The organism is Budvicia aquatica DSM 5075 = ATCC 35567 (assembly GCF_000427805.1).
In the GTDB taxonomy this organism is placed as follows: domain Bacteria; phylum Pseudomonadota; class Gammaproteobacteria; order Enterobacterales; family Enterobacteriaceae; genus Budvicia; species Budvicia aquatica.
The window spans coordinates 1-16,727 of record NZ_ATYS01000056.1 but is presented as its reverse complement, the minus strand read 5'-3'; the positions used below and the strand labels follow the sequence as shown (position 1 = coordinate 16,727).

The window sequence follows — 16,727 nt, the reverse complement described above, 5'->3', positions numbered from 1 at the left end:
CAGCAAAGGATAGTTAGTATGCTTATCACCTTAGAGTTAGCGAATACTATTGTTAAACGAGCAATGAGTATTATTCATCATAATGTGAATGTTATTGATCATCAGGGAATTATTATCGCTTCAGGTGAAAATCATAGAGTTGGTGAACGTCATGAGGTTGCCTATGAGGTGATCAAAAACCGCCAAAGAATGATCATAGAAAATACTCAACAAGCATCAAAATATAAAAATGTTCAACTTGGAATAAACCATCCAATTATCGTAGACGACCAGGTGGTGATGGTTATCGGAATTAGCGGCAATCCAGTGGCGATAGGCCGGTATGCGGAGTTAGCCGTATTAGCAGCCGAGCTTTTAGTAAAGCAATCGCTAGATATTCGTGAAATGAATTGGCAATATCGCATTCGAGATTTACTGCTAAAGCAATATTTAGAACTTGGTGATACACCAAAAGGAATTGAAGCCAGATACCAACTAGAACAGCAAGATATCAATTTAAGTGAGGTCGTTCTGCCACTGATAATTAATATTGAGACCGGGGGTAATCTTCAGAGTAGAACCATTGATAACATATTGAATGAACTGTCGAACATACTAAAATCCCAACGAGTGATACTGCTCAGTACCGATGAAATATTACTGTTACTCACTGAAACAAAAGAATATGAGCAATTACTTAATAAAATTAATGCTTTTATGGAAACCCAATTAAGCCATTACACCATAGGTGTAGGAATTGAATCTGATGCCCCGACAGTATTTCGTCAATCCATATTTATGACTAAGGAAATGATTAAATATTGTAAGCAATTTCACCCGATGCTTCGAATCATCAACGGAAAGCAGTTCGCTTTTAGTGGATTATTAAATGAAGTTAAAGGCAGCCATTTTACCAGCTACTTTAATCAAAGAATTAACAAACTTCTGGCATTTAGCACTGGAAATACTCTGCTCAAGACATTAAGCAGCTATATCGATAATAATGCAGAAATAAATAATACCGCCCAAACCTTGGGTATTCACAGGAACACGCTAACTTATCGTCTACATCAAATAAAAGAGATAACATCATTGGATCCGTTCGTATTTAAGGAACTTAGCCAATTAATGATAGCGTTGTACTATCATCAAAAAACCTCAGATTAAAAATGTAAATAAACGATGAAGGCACTTGGCGAGCAGAAATGTTAGGAGAGTGCATTAACAGAAGGCTGGATATAAAAAGATACTTAGAATCTTCTTATATCCAGCCTCCCGTCCCATCTTCTCTACGTGCTTCGCTTTACGCTGATAACTTCCTTTTCCCTTCACATTTTTCTCTACCCGCTGCCGAAATAAAGGATCGTGTAACAGGGCCTGCAAGGCATTATCCTGTATTTTCCCTTTCTTATGCTGATATTTAGACATTTTAACCTCGTTAATTACTCTGATAGGATATCGATAAAACCGCCGCATCATACGCTATAAATATTAGATTGACTACTTAGTACGCAAATCCACTCTTGGTAACTCATTGGTAGCCCCATGTTCTAGAGCCTCAAGAATTGAGCAATAGGCACTACTATGAATACTACCGCAACATGCATCGCTTAAACGCTGCAAAGAAACCCGCATATGCTCTAACTCCCGCAGTTTTCGTTCGACAACCGCAAGTTGAGACTGAACAATCGATTTAGACTCTTGGCAGGTGTGCTGCTCTGGCTCAACCCGGATAGAAAGCAGCTCGGCAATGGATTCTAATGTGAAGCCAAGCTGTTTAGCATAACGAATAAATTTCAGCCGCTGCAGATCCTGTTCGGTATAGAGCCGGTATCCTCCCTCGGTCCGCACGTCATGAGACATCATTCCCTGTTTCTCATAATAACGAATGGTATCCGGTGTAACGCCTGCTAGCTTAGCAAGTTGCCCAATACGAAACATAACGCCCTCCAGCTTAAGGTATTACTCAGTCGATTAGATAGATAATACCAATAGATAACGTAATAACAATTTGTATTATATCACAACCAAATTTTAGACGTAAAAAAGCCGGGATAACCCGGCTTTTTCACACAGCGGTAGATTACTCTGCAGCTGCTTCTTCTGGAGCTTTTTCGGCACGATCAACTAACTCGATGTAAGCCATCGGAGCGTTATCACCTGCACGGAAACCACACTTCATAATGCGAGTGTAGCCACCTGCGCGGCTCGCAAAACGCGGGCCAAGCTCATTAAACAGTTTTGCCACGATCTCGTTATCACGAGTACGGGCGAATGCCAGACGACGATTAGCAACGCTGTCGGCCTTGGCAAGTGTAATCAGTGGTTCAACCACGCGACGCAGCTCTTTCGCTTTCGGCAGGGTCGTCTTGATGATTTCATGACGAACCAGAGAGCCGGCCATGTTACGGAACATAGCTTGGCGATGACTGCTGTTGCGGTTCAGTTGACGTCCACTCTTACGATGGCGCATGACCTTATCCTTCTCAGTAAAACCTTAACCTGCGATCCGGTTACTCGTCAGCAATGCTAGCAGGTGGCCAGTTTTCCAGGCGCATGCCCAGAGACAAACCACGAGATGCCAGCACATCTTTAATCTCAGTAAGAGATTTTTTACCTAAGTTAGGAGTTTTTAACAACTCAACTTCGGTACGCTGTACCAGATCACCGATGTAGTGGATAGCTTCTGCCTTAAGGCAGTTAGCGGAGCGGACAGTCAGTTCCAGATCGTCAACAGGGCGTAGCAAGATCGGATCGAACTCCGGCTTCTCTTCTTTAACTTCTGGCTGACGTACATCACGTAAATCAACAAAAGCTTCAAGTTGTTCAGCTAGGATGGTAGCCGCACGGCGAATCGACTCTTCCGGGTCAATTGTACCGTTAGTTTCCATCTCGATGACCAGCTTATCCAAGTCAGTACGCTGTTCTACACGCGCTGCTTCAACATTGTAGGCAATACGCTCTACCGGGCTGTAGCATGCATCAACCAACAGACGACCGATTGGACGCTCATCTTCTTCCGTATGAATACGGGCAGAAGCCGGCACATAACCACGACCACGCTGAACCTTGATACGCATACTAATAGATGCGTTTTCGTCAGTCAGATGGCAGATTAAGTGCTGAGGTTTGACGACTTCAACATCCCCATCATGGGTAATGTCGGCTGCAGTCACAGGGCCAATGCCAGACTTATTCAAGCTAAGAATAACTTCATCTTTACCATGAACTTTCACCGCCAGCCCTTTCAGGTTGAGCAGGATTTCCAGGATATCTTCCTGTACGCCTTCTTTGGTGCTGTACTCATGCAGTACACCATCAATCTCAACTTCAGTTACCGCACAACCCGGCATAGACGAAAGCAAAATGCGGCGTAGTGCGTTACCTAAAGTATGGCCGAAGCCACGCTCTAACGGCTCAAGGGTCACCTTAGCGTGAGTCGAACTAACTTGCTCGATATCCACTAGGCGTGGTTTTAGAAACTCTGTCACAGAACCCTGCATTGTGTCCTCTCTTTGGTACTAAACTTTACTTAGAGTAAAGTTCGACGATCAGGTGTTCGTTAATGTCCGCAGACAGATCGGAGCGCTCAGGAGTACGTTTGAAAACGCCTTCCATTTTTGCTGCATCAACTTCGATCCAAGTCGGCTTTTCGCGCTGTTCAGACAGCTCTAAAGCGGCTTTAACACGAGATTGCTTTTTCGCTTTCTCGCGTACGCTGACTACGTCATTCGGAGATACCTGGAAAGAAGCGATGTTAACAACGCGACCATTAACCATAACAGCTTTGTGGCTAACTAACTGACGTGCTTCTGCACGAGTAGCGCCGAAGCCCATACGATAGACCACATTGTCCAAACGCCCTTCTAAAAGCTGCAGCAGGTTTTCACCAGTGTTGCCTTTTAGACGAGTTGCTTCTTTATAATAATTACGGAATTGACGCTCAAGAACACCATAAATACGGCGAACTTTTTGTTTCTCACGTAACTGTACACCATAGTCAGACAGACGTGGCTTGCGCGCACCGTGCTGACCAGGAGCTTGTTCAATCTTACACTTGGTATCTATCGCGCGAACACCAGACTTAAGGAATAAGTCAGTGCCCTCACGACGGCTCAGCTTGAGCTTAGGACCCAAATATCTTGCCATTTTCTTTCTCCAACAATCCTAAAAGCAGTGGCGGTTATACGCGACGCTTTTTCGGAGGACGACAACCGTTGTGGGGAATCGGAGTCACATCAGTAATATTAGTGATGCGGAAACCAGCCGCGTTTAACGCACGGATAGTAGACTCACGACCTGGACCTGGGCCTTTAACCATGACTTCCAAGTTCTTAATTCCATACTCTTTTACTGCTTCTGCGCAGCGTTCTGCCGCTACTTGAGCAGCAAATGGAGTGGATTTACGCGAACCACGGAAGCCGGAGCCACCAGCTGTTGCCCAACCCAATGCATTACCCTGACGATCGGTAATAGTCACGATGGTGTTGTTAAAAGAAGCATGGATATGAGCCATACCGTCAGAAACTTGCTTTCTTACACGCTTGCGTGCACGAACAGGTGCTTTTGCCATTATTCAATCACCCCGATTATTTCTTGATCGGTTTACGCGGACCCTTACGGGTACGGGCGTTAGTTTTAGTACGCTGACCGCGAACCGGCAGACCACGACGGTGACGCATACCACGATAACAACCTAGGTCCATAAGACGCTTGATGCTCATGGTAACTTCACGACGTAGATCGCCTTCTACAGTGTACTTGGCAACTTCGTCACGCAGCTTCTCAATTTGCTCTTCAGACAGTTCACTGATCTTAGCACTTTCAGTAATACCACTAGCTACACAGATAGCCTGCGAGCGAGTCTTACCGATTCCGAAGATCGCAGTTAATGCGATTACGGTATGCTTATGATCAGGAATGTTAATGCCTGCTATACGGGCCACTATGCACTCCTACTATTTTATACAGCAACACTACTCTGAAAAGCCCGTTTTCAGGATACTCAAATAATGTTGCCATGACATACAAAAGATTGGCTGGCTAATCTAGCCAGCTCAATCACACTTTGCAAGAAAAATATGTCAAAACTTTAAACCTAACGACAATCAACCTTGACGTTGTTTGTGTTTTGGTTCAACGCAAATCACGCGAACAACGCCGTGGCGCTTGATGATTTTGCAGTTACGACATAACTTCTTGACGGAAGCACGAACTTTCATTTTAACTCTCCGTAACTTCTCAAGCTAGCCTGAATTAACGGCTATAGCCTTTCAGGTTTGCTTTCTTCAATGCAGACTCATATTGACTCGACATCATCAGAGTTTGCACTTGAGCCATAAAGTCCATGATGACGACCACTACGATAAGTAGAGAAGTACCACCAAAGTTGAAAGGTACTTTCATTGCGTCACGCATAAACTCCGGGATCAGGCAGATAAAGGTAATGTACATTGCACCAATGAAGGTTAAACGTGTCATCACTTTATCGATATATTTAGCCGTTTGCTCTCCCGGACGAATCCCTGGTACAAACGCACCGGACTTCTTCAGGTTATCTGCTGTTTCACGAGGGTTGAAAACCAACGCTGTGTAGAAGAAACAGAAGAATATGATTGCAGACGCATAGAGTAACACATAAAGAGGTTGTCCGGGTTGCAAATACATAGAAATAGTTGTCAACCAGTTCCAACCTGTACCACCACCGAACCATGAGGCAATTGTCGCAGGGAACAGAATGATACTTGAAGCAAAGATTGCAGGTATTACACCGGCCATATTCACTTTCAACGGTAAATGGGTACTTTGTGCTGCGTAAACGCGACGGCCTTGCTGACGTTTCGCATAGTTAACGACAATACGTCGTTGGCCACGCTCAACAAATACAACAAAGAAAGTCACCGCGAATACTAAAACCGCAACCAATAGCAGCAGAAGAACATGTAAGTCACCCTGCCGAGCTTGCTCGATAGTCTGTCCAATGGCTGGAGGCAATCCGGCAACGATACCTGCAAAGATGATGATAGAAATACCGTTACCGATACCTCGTTCAGTCACCTGTTCACCTAGCCACATCAGGAACATTGTTCCGGTAACTAAGCTCACAACTGCAGTAAAGTAAAATGCAAAGCCTGGATTAATTACCAAGCCTGGCATTCCCATATTCGGAAGGCCGGTAGCAATACCAACCGACTGGAATATGGCCAGAACCAACGTGCCATATCGAGTGTACTGGCTTATCTTACGACGGCCAGACTCTCCCTCTTTCTTCAGTTCCGCTAACTTAGGATGAACCACGGTTAACAGTTGCACGATAATAGAGGCCGAAATATACGGCATAATACCTAATGCGAAGACAGAAGCACGACTGAGGGCGCCACCAGAGAACATGTTAAACATGTCAATGATGGTGCCTCTCTGATCTTCGACTAACTTAGCAAGCACAGTGGCGTCAATACCAGGAATTGGAATAAAAGAGCCAATACGGAAGACGATTAATGCGCCGACAACAAATAAGAGTCTGCGCTTAAGCTCGCCTATTCCGCCCTTTGCACTTTGAAAATCTAATCCTGGTTGCTTAGCCATCTGCTACTTATTCCTCAATTTTCCCGCCAGCAGCTTCGATTGCAGCACGAGCGCCTTTGGTGACACGCAGACCGCGCAGAGTTACCGGACGATTGATTTCACCTGAAAGCATAACTTTCGCGAATTCAATCTGTACGCCAACTACGTTTGCAGCTTTCAGCGTGTTCAGGTCAATAACCTCGCCTTCTACTTGAGCCAGTTCAGACAGACGAACTTCTGCCGTAACCATTGCTTTACGAGAAGTGAAACCGAATTTCGGTAAACGACGGTATAATGGCATTTGGCCGCCTTCAAAACCACGACGTACGCCACCGCCAGAACGTGAGTTCTGACCTTTGTGACCACGACCAGCAGTTTTGCCTAGGCCAGAACCAATACCACGACCTACGCGCTTAGGCGCTTGTTTTGCACCTTCGGCCGGAGCCAGAGTATTTAAACGCATCTCTTACTCCTCCACTTTAACCATGTAAGATACTAGGTTGATCATGCCACGTACAGCAGGAGTATCCTCGCGCTCTACAGTGTGACCGATACGACGCAGACCAAGACCAACCAGCGTTGCCTTATGCTTAGGCAAGCGGCCGATAGAGCTGCGAATTTGAGTAACTTTAATAGTCTTTGCCATTGCTAATTACCCCAGAATGTCTTCGACAGTTTTACCGCGTTTAGCGGCAACCATCTCAGGAGACTTCATATTTTCTAAGGCATCAATAGTTGCACGAACCACGTTAATTGGGTTAGTTGAACCATAAGCTTTAGCTAATACGTTACGTACTCCGGCGACTTCCAGAACGGCGCGCATTGCACCGCCGGCGATGATACCGGTACCTTCGAATGCAGGCTGCATAAACACGCGAGAACCTGTATGAGCACCTTTAACAGGATGCTGCAGGGTTCCGTTGTTTAACGCGACATTCATCATATTGCGACGGGCTTTTTCCATCGCTTTCTGGATCGCTGCTGGAACTTCACGCGCTTTTCCGTAACCAAAACCTACGCGGCCGTTACCATCACCAACTACTGTCAGTGCGGTAAAACTGAAAATACGACCACCTTTAACGGTTTTAGATACGCGGTTAACCGCGATCAGCTTTTCCTGCAGTTCGCCAGCTTGTTTCTCGATGTGAGACATCTTACACCTCTACCTTAGAACTGAAGGCCAGCTTCGCGGGCAGCATCTGCCAGCGCCTGGACTCTACCATGATATTGGAAACCAGAACGGTCAAAAGATACTTTCGTAATCTCTTTGGCCAACGCGCGCTCAGCAATAGCTTTACCTACAGCTGCTGCGGCATCTTTGTTTCCGGTATACTTCAATTGTTCTGTAATAGCCTTTTCTAATGTAGAAGCGGCTGCCAGAACTTCCGAACCGTTCGGTGCGATAATCTGCGCATAAATATGACGCGGAGTACGGTGAACCACCAGGCGAGTCGCACACAGTTCTTTGATCTTGCGACGTGCGCGGGTCGCACGACGGATACGAGCTGCTTTCTTATCCATAGTGTTACCTTACTTCTTCTTAGCCTCTTTGGTACGCACGACTTCGTCGGCGTAACGGACACCCTTGCCTTTATAAGGCTCAGGACGACGGTAGGCACGCAATTCTGCTGCGATCTGACCGATAACTTGTTTATCAGTGCCTTTCAACACGATTTCAGTTTGGGTCGGACACTCAGCGGTTATGCCTGCTGGCAGTTGGTGTTCAACTGGATGAGAAAAGCCTAAGGCTAAATTCACCACGTTGCCTTTAACTGCAGCACGATAGCCTACGCCTACCAGCTGTAGCTTCTTAGTGAAGCCTTCAGTAACACCGATAACCATTCCGTTAACCAGTGAACGCACGGTACCCGCTTGGGCCCATCCGTCTACAAAACCTTCGCGCGGAGCAAAAGTAATTGCATTATCTTCCTGTTTAACTTCAACGGCATCATGGACTGTACGAGACAGCTCGCCGTTTTTACCCTTAATTGTTATAACCTGACCGCTGAGTTTTACCTCTACGCCAGCAGGAATAACGACGGGTGTTTTTGCAACACGAGACATTGTATTCCTCCTGATTAAGCTACGTAGCAGATAATCTCGCCACCAAGACCAGCTTGGCGTGCTGCGCGATCGGTCATGACACCTTTAGAGGTGGAAATAACAGCGATACCTAAACCAGCCATTACCTTTGGTAGCTCATCTTTTCTTTTATAGATGCGCAGACCTGGACGGCTGACTCGCTGAATGCTTTCCACAACTGGCGCGCCCTGGAAGTACTTTAAAGTCACTTCCAGTTCAGGCTTGGTGTCGCCTTCAATTTTGTATTCTTCAATATAACCTTCTTCCTTCAGCACGTTGGCAATAGCCACTTTTAGCTTGGAGGAAGGCATAGTGACCGCAACTTTGTTCGCGGCCTGACCGTTTCGGATACGGGTCAGCATATCCGCGATCGGATCTTGCATGCTCATCTGTCTCTACTCCCGTGATTCAATGGTGATATTACCAACTAGCCTTTTTCAGACCCGGGATTTCACCGCGCATAGCGGCTTCACGGACCTTAATACGGCTCAACCCAAATTTGCGCAGGACGCCATGTGGACGACCTGTCTGACGGCAACGGTTACGTTGACGACTTGGACTGGAATCACGCGGAAGAGTTTGCAGTTTAAGCACTGCGTTCCAACGGTCTTCGTCAGATGCATTCACATCAGAGATAATCGCTTTAAGTTCTGTACGCTTAGCGAAGAACTTGTCTGCTAATTTCACACGCTTAACTTCACGTGCTTTCATTGATTGCTTAGCCATTAGTAACCCTACCTTACTTGCGGAACGGGAAGTTAAAGGCAGCCAGCAGAGCGCGGCCTTCTTCGTCAGATTGCGCAGAAGTGGTAATGGTAATATCCAAACCACGAACGCGATCGACTTTGTCATAGTCGATTTCTGGGAAGATAATCTGCTCACGTACGCCCATACTGTAGTTACCACGACCATCGAATGACTTAGGATTTAAGCCACGGAAGTCACGGACACGAGGTACAGCAATAGAAATCAGACGCTCTAAAAATTCCCACATACGTTCACCACGTAGGGTCACTTTACAGCCGATCGGATAGCCCTGGCGGATTTTGAAGCCGGCAACTGAGTTGCGTGCTTTGGTGATTAGTGGCTTTTGGCCACTGATCGCTGCTAAGTCTGCTGCTGCGTTATCCAGCAGTTTTTTATCAGTGATCGCTTCACCAACACCCATATTAAGGGTGATCTTCTCGACCCGAGGGACTTGCATGACAGATTTGTAGCTAAACTGTTCTACCAGTTTATTTACTACCTGTTCTTTGTAGTAATCATGCAGTTTCGCCATCGTACTACTCCAAATTACTTGATAGTTTCGCTATTAGATTTGAAGAAACGGACTTTTTTGCCGTCTTCAAAACGAAAGCCTACACGGTCAGCCTTACCTGTAGCTGCGTTGTAGATTGCAACGTTAGAAACTTGAATTGCAGCTTCTTTTTCAACGATGCCACCTGGTTGGTTCAGGGCCGGAACCGGCTTCTGATGTTTCTTAACCAGGTTAATACCTTCAACAACAATCTTACTGGAAGACAGAACATTCTTAACTTTACCGCGTTTACCTTTATCTTTACCGGTTAACACAATAACTTCGTCATCACGACGGATTTTCGCTGCCATGGTTCGCTCCTTACAGTACTTCTGGTGCCAGAGAGATAATTTTCATGAATTTTTCATTACGTAATTCACGAGTTACCGGTCCAAAAATACGCGTGCCGATTGGTTGCTCACTGTTGTTATTTAAAATAACGCAAGCATTACCATCGAAGCGAATGACAGATCCGTCAGGGCGACGAACACCCTTTCTGGTGCGCACCACTACCGCTTTAAGCACATCACCTTTCTTAACCTTACCGCGAGGAATTGCTTCCTTGATGGTAATTTTGATGATGTCGCCTACGCCAGCGTAGCGACGGTGCGATCCACCCAGAACCTTGATACACATTACGCGACGTGCGCCAGAGTTGTCAGCGACGTTAAGCATAGTCTGTTCTTGGATCATCTTAGTGCTCCGCTAATGTCAACTACTAAGGACCCTCACGGGTCGTTTAAAAACCCCCATACATCAGGGCGCGGCATTATAACACCGGTTTCTAATGTTGGGTAGAAAAAATAAACGGCTCGTCTTCTGAGCCGTTTATCTTATTTAAGAAAGAGCACTGTATTACAGAACTGCTTTCTCTACAACTCGAACAAGTGTCCAAGACTTAGTCTTTGACAGAGGACGACATTCGCGAATCTCGATCAGATCGCCAATACCACACTCATTGCTCTCGTCATGTACATGCAATTTAGTCGTACGTCTGATGAACTTACCATACATCGGGTGCTTCACCACACGCTCAATCGCAACGACAATGGATTTCTCCATTTTGTCACTAACAACACGACCTTGCAGCGTACGGATTTTATCAGTCATTACGCACCCGCCTTTTCAGTCAGTAAAGTTTTCACACGTGCAACATTACGACGCACTTGTTTCAACAGGTGAGACTGTTGCAGCTGGCCGCTTGCCGCTTGCATGCGCAGATTAAACTGTTCACGCAGCAGGCTTAGCAGCTCAGTGTTCAGCTCTTCAACACTTTTTTCACGCAGCTCTTTTGCTTTCATTACATCACCGTCTTAGTTACAAAGGTGGTTTTAATCGGCAGTTTTGCTGCTGCCAGCTTGAATGCTTCACGGGCAATTTCTTCCGAGACGCCGTCCATTTCATACAGGACTTTTCCCGGTTGAATTAGGGCAACCCAATACTCCACGTTACCCTTACCTTTACCCATACGCACTTCAAGCGGCTTTTCAGTGATTGGTTTGTCTGGGAACACACGGATCCAGATTTTACCTTGACGCTTAACTGCACGTGTCATGGCACGACGTGCCGCCTCGATTTGGCGAGCAGTCAGACGACCGCGGCCAACAGCTTTCAGACCGAAAGTGCCGAAGCTCACATCCGCGCCGGCAGCCAGACCACGGTTGCGGCCCTTGTGCACTTTACGGAATTTTGTACGCTTTGGTTGTAACATCAGCGATGCTCCTTATTTACGGCCTTTACGCTGCTGCTTCTTCGGTTGAGCAGCCGGTTTTTCCGGTTGTTCAACGGCAGCCATACCACCCAAGATCTCACCTTTGAAGATCCACACTTTTACGCCGATTACACCATAAGTGGTGTGCGCTTCAGAAGTGTTATAATCGATATCCGCACGCAGTGTATGCAACGGAACACGACCTTCACGGTACCATTCGGTACGCGCGATTTCAGCGCCGCCTAAGCGACCACTTACTTCCACTTTGATACCTTTAGCGCCTATACGCATGGCGTTTTGAACTGCACGCTTCATAGCACGACGGAACATAACGCGACGTTCCAGCTGTGAAGTGATGCTGTCAGCAACCAATTTAGCGTCTAGTTCCGGTTTACGGACTTCGGCGATATTAATTTGCGCAGGAACGCCAGCGATAGTCGCTACAGCGTTGCGCAGTTTTTCGACATCTTCACCTTTCTTGCCGATTACGATGCCAGGACGAGCGGTGTGAATAGTCACACGGATGCTCTTCGCTGGACGCTCGATCACGATGCGAGAAACGGAAGCTTTCGACAACTCTTTTGTTAAGAATTGACGAACTTTAAAGTCGCTGTCTAGGTTGTCAGCGAATTCTTTGGTATTTGCGTACCAGGTAGAGTTCCAAGGTTTGACAATACCCAGTCGAATACCATTCGGATGTACTTTCTGACCCATTGCTATTCTCCAGAGTCTCAGCGATCGGACACAACCACAGTAATGTGGCTGGTGCGCTTCAGGATACGATCTGCACGACCTTTTGCACGCGGCATAATACGCTTCATGCTAGGGCCTTCGTCGACAAATATTTTCGCGACTTTCAGATCGTCGATGTCAGCGCCATCGTTGTGTTCTGCGTTTGCAATGGCAGACTCAAGTACTTTTTTAACCAAATCAGCAGCTTTTTTGTTGTTGTAGGTTAAAATTTCCAGAGCTTGTGACACTTTCTTACCGCGAATCAGGTCTGCGATTAAGCGAACCTTCTGTGCAGAAGAACGAGCGTGGCGATGTTTAGCGATAGTTTCCATCTCTTCCTCCTACCTTAGCGCTTTTTGGCTTTTTTATCAGCCGCATGGCCGCGATAAGTACGAGTCGGCGCGAATTCGCCCAGTTTATGACCGACCATTTCATCGGATACAAATACTGGAACGTGCTGACGACCATTATGGACAGCGATGGTCAAACCGATCATGTTTGGAAAGATCGTTGAACGACGGGACCAAGTCTTAACAGGCTTTTTGTCTCCGCTTTCCACCGCTTTCTCTACCTTCTTCAGCAAGTGCAGGTCTATGAAAGGACCTTTCTTGAGAGAACGTGGCATGGCTTATCCTCTAATTATTTTTTACTACGGCGACGTACGATATATTTATCAGTACGCTTGTTGCTACGGGTCTTCTTACCTTTGGTCTGAACGCCCCATGGAGTCACAGGATGCTTACCAAAGTTACGACCTTCACCACCACCGTGCGGGTGATCGACTGGGTTCATTGCCGTACCGCGAACGGTAGGACGAACACCACGCCAACGACTAGCACCAGCTTTACCAAGCACGCGAAGCATATGTTCTGAGTTACCAACTTCACCTAAGGTGGCGCGGCAATCAGACAATACTTTACGCATTTCACCGGAGCGAAGACGTATAGTTACGTAGGAACCTTCCCGGGCAACGATTTGAACATATCCGCCAGCAGAACGAGCCATTTGGCCGCCTTTACCTGGTTTCATTTCAACGTTGTGAACCGTAGAACCCACTGGGATGTTACGCATCGGTAGGCAGTTACCCACTTTAATTGCAGCATCAACACCAGATTGGATTTGGTCACCTGCTTTTAGGCTCTTAGGCGCTAGGATATAACGGCGTTCACCGTCTTTGTACAGAACCAGCGCGATATTCGCGGAACGGTTCGGATCATATTCCAGACGCTCAACAACTGCAGGGATACCATCTTTGTTGCGTTTAAAGTCAACTAAACGATATTGCTGCTTATGGCCACCACCAATATGACGAGTGGTGATACGGCCATTGTTGTTACGGCCACCTGATTTGCTGTTTTTTTCCAGCAATGGGGCATAAGGCTTGCCCTTGTGCAACTCAGGGTTAACCACTTTAACTACGTGGCGACGACCCGGAGATGTTGGCTTACACTTAACAATTGCCATTGTTTTTCAATCCTCCGACTTACTCTGCGCCGCCGATGAAGTCCAGATTCTGGCCTTCTTTCAAAGTGACGTAAGCTTTTTTCCAGTCGCTACGACGACCAACACGCTGACCATGACGTTTCGTTTTGCCTTTAACCAGCAAAGTACGAACTTCATTGACTTCAACCTCAAACAGCTTCTGAACGGCAGCTTTTACTTCTGCCTTAGTTGCATCTTTAGCAACTTTAAGCACGATAGTATTGTGCTTTTCCATTGCGCTAGAAGCTTTCTCAGAAACATGTGGTGCGCGTAGGACTTTCAGCAGGCGTTCTTCACGGATCATGCCAGCATCTCCTCTACTTGCTTCACAGCGTCAGCAGTCATCACCACTTTATCAAAAGCGATTAGGCTAAACGGGTCAATACCAGCAACATCACGAACGTCAACCTTGTGTAAGTTACCTGCTGCCAGGTACAGATTAGGTTCAACTTCGCTAGTGATGATCAGTACATCTTCCAAAGCCATTTCTTTCAGTTTCTGTACCAGCAGCTTAGTTTTAGGCGCTTCTACAGAGAACTTCTCGACTACAATCAGACGATCTTGACGTACCAATTCGGACAGGATGCACTTAAGTGCGCCGCGGTACATCTTCTTATTGACTTTCTGGCTGTGGTCTTGTGGACGAGCAGCAAAGGTCACACCACCGGAACGCCAGATCGGGCTCTTTACAGAACCTGAACGCGCACGGCCAGTACCTTTTTGACGCCACGGTTTTTTACCGGAACCAGTTACTTCAGCACGGGTCTTCTGAGCGCGAGTACCTTGACGAGCTGCAGCTGCATAAGCAACAACAACCTGATGTACTAACGCTTCATTGAAATCACGCCCGAAGGTAGTTTCGGAAACAGTCAGCGCGCCTTGCGCGTCTTTCATTACCAATTCCATTCCTATCTCCTCGACGTTACGCCTTGACAGCCGGTTTAACGATCAGGTTGCTACCGGTAGCTCCCGGAACAGCGCCCTTGACCAGCAGCAGGTTGCGCTCAGCGTCAACACGTACTACGTCCAGGCTTTGAACGGTTACACGCTCGTCACCCAAGTGGCCTGCCATTTTTTTACCTTTGAACACTTTACCTGGGGTTTGGTTCTGACCGATTGAACCATGACCACGGTGTGCCAAAGAGTTACCATGGGTAGCATCCTGAGTACGGAAATTCCAGCGCTTAACTGTGCCAGCATAACCTTTACCTTTAGAAGTACCGGTAACGTCAACTTTTTTAACGTCGGTAAAAATATCAACGTTAATTTCTTGACCTGCAGCGAACTCTTGACCTTCTTCAAGGCGGAATTCCCACAGACCACGACCAGCAGTAACGCCGGCTTTCGCGAAATGACCCGCTTCTGGTTTAGTTACACGGTTTGCTTTTTTAGCACCCGTAGTAACTTGTACAGCACGGTATCCGTCAGTAGCCAAGTCTTTAACTTGAGTAATGCGGTTCGCTTCAATTTCGATAACTGTAACGGGGATAGATACGCCTTCTTCTGTGAAGATGCGGGTCATTCCCACTTTACGACCGACTAAACCAATCATTGTTTCAACCTCTCAATCGAATGACCTGATTAACCCAGGCTGATCTGCACGTCAACACCGGCAGCCAGATCCAGACGCATCAGAGCATCAACCGTTTTTTCAGTTGGCTCAACGATGTCAACCAGACGCTTATGAGTGCGAATTTCATACTGATCGCGCGCATCTTTATTAACATGCGGAGAAATCAGAATAGTAAAACGCTCTTTGCGAGTCGGCAGCGGGATCGGACCACGAACTTGAGCGCCAGTGCGCTTAGCAGTCTCGACGATTTCCGCGGTTGATTGATCGATCAGACGGTGATCAAACGCTTTCAGGCGGATACGGATTCTTTGGTTCTGCATGAGACCAGAGCTCCAATTATTTTATAAACGTAAAAAATTACTACTCACACCCATTTCGATTGATGGGGGAGTGTAATCGTTCTTCATGTAACCCCCAAATCGGGAGTATTGTGACTAATCAACCGGCATCGTTAGATTTAGGTATCATAGTAATAAGCTCTAATTGAACTTATACCACACCACATAAAAGTGTAGGCCTGAGCATTTTACATATCTGAGCCCCCAGTGCAAGTGCTATCTGGGATTAAATTCATTTGGCATCAATATTGGTACAGATGAGGTGGGTTTTAGGCACAAAAAGTGTTGGATCGCTTGATGATATATAGGGGTTCAATATTAAGACTAAGCATTAAAATGTAAGGCAGTAGCGTATCACTCAACAAATTATATGAACACCGCCCATAGCATTGCTTCTTTTTAACTCACCTAACTAACAGGATATACTCAATTTTAGAAAATAAAAAAGGGTGCATAAGCACCCTTTTTTCATCATAAGTAAAATGAATTACTTGATGATTTTAGCAACAACGCCAGCACCAACGGTACGGCCACCTTCACGGATAGCGAAGCGTAAACCTTCGTCCATCGCGATTGGTGCAATCAGAGTTACAGTCATCTGAATGTTGTCACCAGGCATCACCATCTCTACGCCTTCTGGCAGTTCGATAGTACCGGTCACGTCAGTTGTACGGAAGTAGAACTGTGGACGGTAGCCTTTGAAGAATGGAGTATGACGACCACCTTCATCTTTGCTCAGAATATAAACTTCTGATACAAAGTTGGTGTGCGGGTTGATTGAACCTGGNTTAGCCAGTACTTGNCCNCGTTCGATTTCTTCACGCTTAGTACCACGCAGCAGAACACCAACGTTCTCACCAGCACGGCCTTCGTCAAGTAACTTACGGAACATTTCAACGCCAGTACAGGTAGTTTGTACGGTATCTTTGATACCAACAATCTCAACGGCTTCACCGACTTTAACAATTC

General features: G+C 46.4%; 32 protein-coding genes. 1 reads left to right on the top strand and 31 read right to left on the bottom strand.

The features are described 5' to 3' along the window. The first annotated feature begins 18 nt into the window (after positions 1–18). On the top strand, positions 19–1,146 hold the full coding sequence (locus YWE_RS0117460; protein WP_029095701.1) for a CdaR family transcriptional regulator: 1,128 nt from the start codon (positions 19–21) through the stop codon (positions 1,144–1,146). A gap of 54 nt (positions 1,147–1,200) precedes the next feature. On the opposite strand, the gene YWE_RS0117455 is transcribed toward YWE_RS0117460, so the two are convergent. The 31 genes from YWE_RS0117455 to YWE_RS0117305 form a co-directional block, all read right to left on the bottom strand. Continuing rightward, entirely contained in the window at positions 1,201–1,407 is a 207-nt protein-coding gene (locus YWE_RS0117455) for an alternative ribosome-rescue factor A (RefSeq protein WP_029095700.1), read from the bottom strand. 72 nt (positions 1,408–1,479) lie between these two features. After that, complete coding sequence (gene zntR, locus YWE_RS0117450; RefSeq protein ID WP_029095699.1) at positions 1,480–1,920, bottom strand: Zn(2+)-responsive transcriptional regulator; 441 nt, start codon at positions 1,918–1,920, stop codon at positions 1,480–1,482. A 142-nt stretch (positions 1,921–2,062) separates the two neighbouring features. Further along, positions 2,063–2,452: a 50S ribosomal protein L17 gene (gene rplQ, locus YWE_RS0117445; protein WP_029095698.1), complete on the bottom strand. Its 390-nt coding sequence runs from the start codon at positions 2,450–2,452 to the stop codon at positions 2,063–2,065. Positions 2,453–2,492: 40 nt separating this feature from the next. Continuing rightward, positions 2,493–3,482 carry a DNA-directed RNA polymerase subunit alpha gene (locus YWE_RS0117440; RefSeq protein ID WP_029095697.1) on the bottom strand — a complete coding sequence of 330 codons (990 nt, stop codon included), beginning with the start codon at positions 3,480–3,482 and terminating at the stop codon, positions 2,493–2,495. Between the two features lie 25 nt (positions 3,483–3,507). Next, positions 3,508–4,128 (bottom strand): 30S ribosomal protein S4, encoded by a 621-nt coding sequence (gene rpsD / locus YWE_RS0117435; protein WP_029095696.1) that lies wholly within the window; start codon positions 4,126–4,128, stop codon positions 3,508–3,510. Between the two features lie 34 nt (positions 4,129–4,162). Next, positions 4,163–4,552: a 30S ribosomal protein S11 gene (rpsK, locus tag YWE_RS0117430; protein WP_027275681.1), complete on the bottom strand. Its 390-nt coding sequence runs from the start codon at positions 4,550–4,552 to the stop codon at positions 4,163–4,165. Between the two features lie 16 nt (positions 4,553–4,568). Further along, positions 4,569–4,925 carry a 30S ribosomal protein S13 gene (rpsM, locus tag YWE_RS0117425; RefSeq protein ID WP_029095695.1) on the bottom strand — a complete coding sequence of 119 codons (357 nt, stop codon included), beginning with the start codon at positions 4,923–4,925 and terminating at the stop codon, positions 4,569–4,571. A 162-nt stretch (positions 4,926–5,087) separates the two neighbouring features. After that, on the bottom strand, positions 5,088–5,201 hold the full coding sequence (gene rpmJ, locus YWE_RS0117420; protein ID WP_029095694.1) for a 50S ribosomal protein L36: 114 nt from the start codon (positions 5,199–5,201) through the stop codon (positions 5,088–5,090). Between the two features lie 34 nt (positions 5,202–5,235). After that, complete coding sequence (gene secY / locus YWE_RS0117415) at positions 5,236–6,564, bottom strand: preprotein translocase subunit SecY (protein WP_029095693.1); 1,329 nt, start codon at positions 6,562–6,564, stop codon at positions 5,236–5,238. 7 nt (positions 6,565–6,571) lie between these two features. Continuing rightward, positions 6,572–7,006 carry a 50S ribosomal protein L15 gene (rplO, locus tag YWE_RS0117410; RefSeq protein WP_029095692.1) on the bottom strand — a complete coding sequence of 145 codons (435 nt, stop codon included), beginning with the start codon at positions 7,004–7,006 and terminating at the stop codon, positions 6,572–6,574. Positions 7,007–7,009: 3 nt separating this feature from the next. Next, complete coding sequence (gene rpmD / locus YWE_RS0117405; protein ID WP_029095691.1) at positions 7,010–7,189, bottom strand: 50S ribosomal protein L30; 180 nt, start codon at positions 7,187–7,189, stop codon at positions 7,010–7,012. 6 nt (positions 7,190–7,195) lie between these two features. Beyond that, positions 7,196–7,696, bottom strand: coding sequence for a 30S ribosomal protein S5 (gene rpsE / locus YWE_RS0117400; protein ID WP_029095690.1), 501 nt, complete (start codon positions 7,694–7,696; stop codon positions 7,196–7,198). Positions 7,697–7,710: 14 nt separating this feature from the next. After that, entirely contained in the window at positions 7,711–8,064 is a 354-nt protein-coding gene (gene rplR / locus YWE_RS0117395; protein ID WP_029095689.1) for a 50S ribosomal protein L18, read from the bottom strand. A gap of 9 nt (positions 8,065–8,073) precedes the next feature. Then, a complete protein-coding gene (gene rplF, locus YWE_RS0117390) occupies positions 8,074–8,607 on the bottom strand; it encodes a 50S ribosomal protein L6 (protein WP_029095688.1) in 534 nt (177 codons plus the stop codon). Between the two features lie 14 nt (positions 8,608–8,621). Then, positions 8,622–9,014 carry a 30S ribosomal protein S8 gene (gene rpsH / locus YWE_RS0117385; RefSeq protein WP_029095687.1) on the bottom strand — a complete coding sequence of 131 codons (393 nt, stop codon included), beginning with the start codon at positions 9,012–9,014 and terminating at the stop codon, positions 8,622–8,624. Positions 9,015–9,045: 31 nt separating this feature from the next. Beyond that, complete coding sequence (gene rpsN, locus YWE_RS0117380; RefSeq protein ID WP_029095686.1) at positions 9,046–9,351, bottom strand: 30S ribosomal protein S14; 306 nt, start codon at positions 9,349–9,351, stop codon at positions 9,046–9,048. A 13-nt stretch (positions 9,352–9,364) separates the two neighbouring features. Further along, positions 9,365–9,904, bottom strand: coding sequence for a 50S ribosomal protein L5 (gene rplE / locus YWE_RS0117375; protein ID WP_029095685.1), 540 nt, complete (start codon positions 9,902–9,904; stop codon positions 9,365–9,367). Between the two features lie 14 nt (positions 9,905–9,918). Further along, on the bottom strand, positions 9,919–10,233 hold the full coding sequence (rplX, locus tag YWE_RS0117370) for a 50S ribosomal protein L24 (RefSeq protein ID WP_029095684.1): 315 nt from the start codon (positions 10,231–10,233) through the stop codon (positions 9,919–9,921). A gap of 10 nt (positions 10,234–10,243) precedes the next feature. After that, positions 10,244–10,615 (bottom strand): 50S ribosomal protein L14, encoded by a 372-nt coding sequence (gene rplN, locus YWE_RS0117365; protein WP_020322771.1) that lies wholly within the window; start codon positions 10,613–10,615, stop codon positions 10,244–10,246. A 162-nt stretch (positions 10,616–10,777) separates the two neighbouring features. After that, complete coding sequence (gene rpsQ / locus YWE_RS0117360; RefSeq protein ID WP_029095683.1) at positions 10,778–11,032, bottom strand: 30S ribosomal protein S17; 255 nt, start codon at positions 11,030–11,032, stop codon at positions 10,778–10,780. Further along, positions 11,032–11,223 carry a 50S ribosomal protein L29 gene (rpmC, locus tag YWE_RS0117355; RefSeq protein ID WP_029095682.1) on the bottom strand — a complete coding sequence of 64 codons (192 nt, stop codon included), beginning with the start codon at positions 11,221–11,223 and terminating at the stop codon, positions 11,032–11,034. The genes rpsQ and rpmC overlap by 1 nt, the downstream gene beginning before the upstream one ends. After that, the gene (rplP, locus tag YWE_RS0117350; protein ID WP_029095681.1) at positions 11,223–11,633 is read right to left on the bottom strand and encodes a 50S ribosomal protein L16; all 411 of its coding nucleotides are present in this window, start codon (positions 11,631–11,633) and stop codon (positions 11,223–11,225) included. Before rplP ends, rpmC begins: the two co-directional genes overlap by 1 nt. Before the next feature lie 12 nt (positions 11,634–11,645). Then, positions 11,646–12,347, bottom strand: coding sequence for a 30S ribosomal protein S3 (rpsC, locus tag YWE_RS0117345; RefSeq protein ID WP_029095680.1), 702 nt, complete (start codon positions 12,345–12,347; stop codon positions 11,646–11,648). Between the two features lie 17 nt (positions 12,348–12,364). Then, on the bottom strand, positions 12,365–12,697 hold the full coding sequence (rplV, locus tag YWE_RS0117340; RefSeq protein ID WP_029095679.1) for a 50S ribosomal protein L22: 333 nt from the start codon (positions 12,695–12,697) through the stop codon (positions 12,365–12,367). Positions 12,698–12,711: 14 nt separating this feature from the next. After that, positions 12,712–12,990: a 30S ribosomal protein S19 gene (gene rpsS / locus YWE_RS0117335; protein ID WP_029095678.1), complete on the bottom strand. Its 279-nt coding sequence runs from the start codon at positions 12,988–12,990 to the stop codon at positions 12,712–12,714. Positions 12,991–13,004: 14 nt separating this feature from the next. Next, a complete protein-coding gene (rplB, locus tag YWE_RS0117330; RefSeq protein WP_029095677.1) occupies positions 13,005–13,829 on the bottom strand; it encodes a 50S ribosomal protein L2 in 825 nt (274 codons plus the stop codon). A 19-nt stretch (positions 13,830–13,848) separates the two neighbouring features. Beyond that, positions 13,849–14,151: a 50S ribosomal protein L23 gene (gene rplW / locus YWE_RS0117325; RefSeq protein WP_029095676.1), complete on the bottom strand. Its 303-nt coding sequence runs from the start codon at positions 14,149–14,151 to the stop codon at positions 13,849–13,851. After that, positions 14,148–14,753 (bottom strand): 50S ribosomal protein L4, encoded by a 606-nt coding sequence (rplD, locus tag YWE_RS0117320; RefSeq protein ID WP_029095675.1) that lies wholly within the window; start codon positions 14,751–14,753, stop codon positions 14,148–14,150. Before rplD ends, rplW begins: the two co-directional genes overlap by 4 nt. A gap of 16 nt (positions 14,754–14,769) precedes the next feature. Then, positions 14,770–15,399 (bottom strand): 50S ribosomal protein L3, encoded by a 630-nt coding sequence (gene rplC / locus YWE_RS0117315; protein ID WP_029095674.1) that lies wholly within the window; start codon positions 15,397–15,399, stop codon positions 14,770–14,772. Positions 15,400–15,428: 29 nt separating this feature from the next. Further along, complete coding sequence (gene rpsJ / locus YWE_RS0117310; protein WP_009639175.1) at positions 15,429–15,740, bottom strand: 30S ribosomal protein S10; 312 nt, start codon at positions 15,738–15,740, stop codon at positions 15,429–15,431. 505 nt (positions 15,741–16,245) lie between these two features. After that, positions 16,246–16,727: EF-Tu C-terminal domain-related protein (locus YWE_RS0117305; protein ID WP_029095673.1), on the bottom strand; the 482-nt coding region annotated here is incomplete at its 5' end.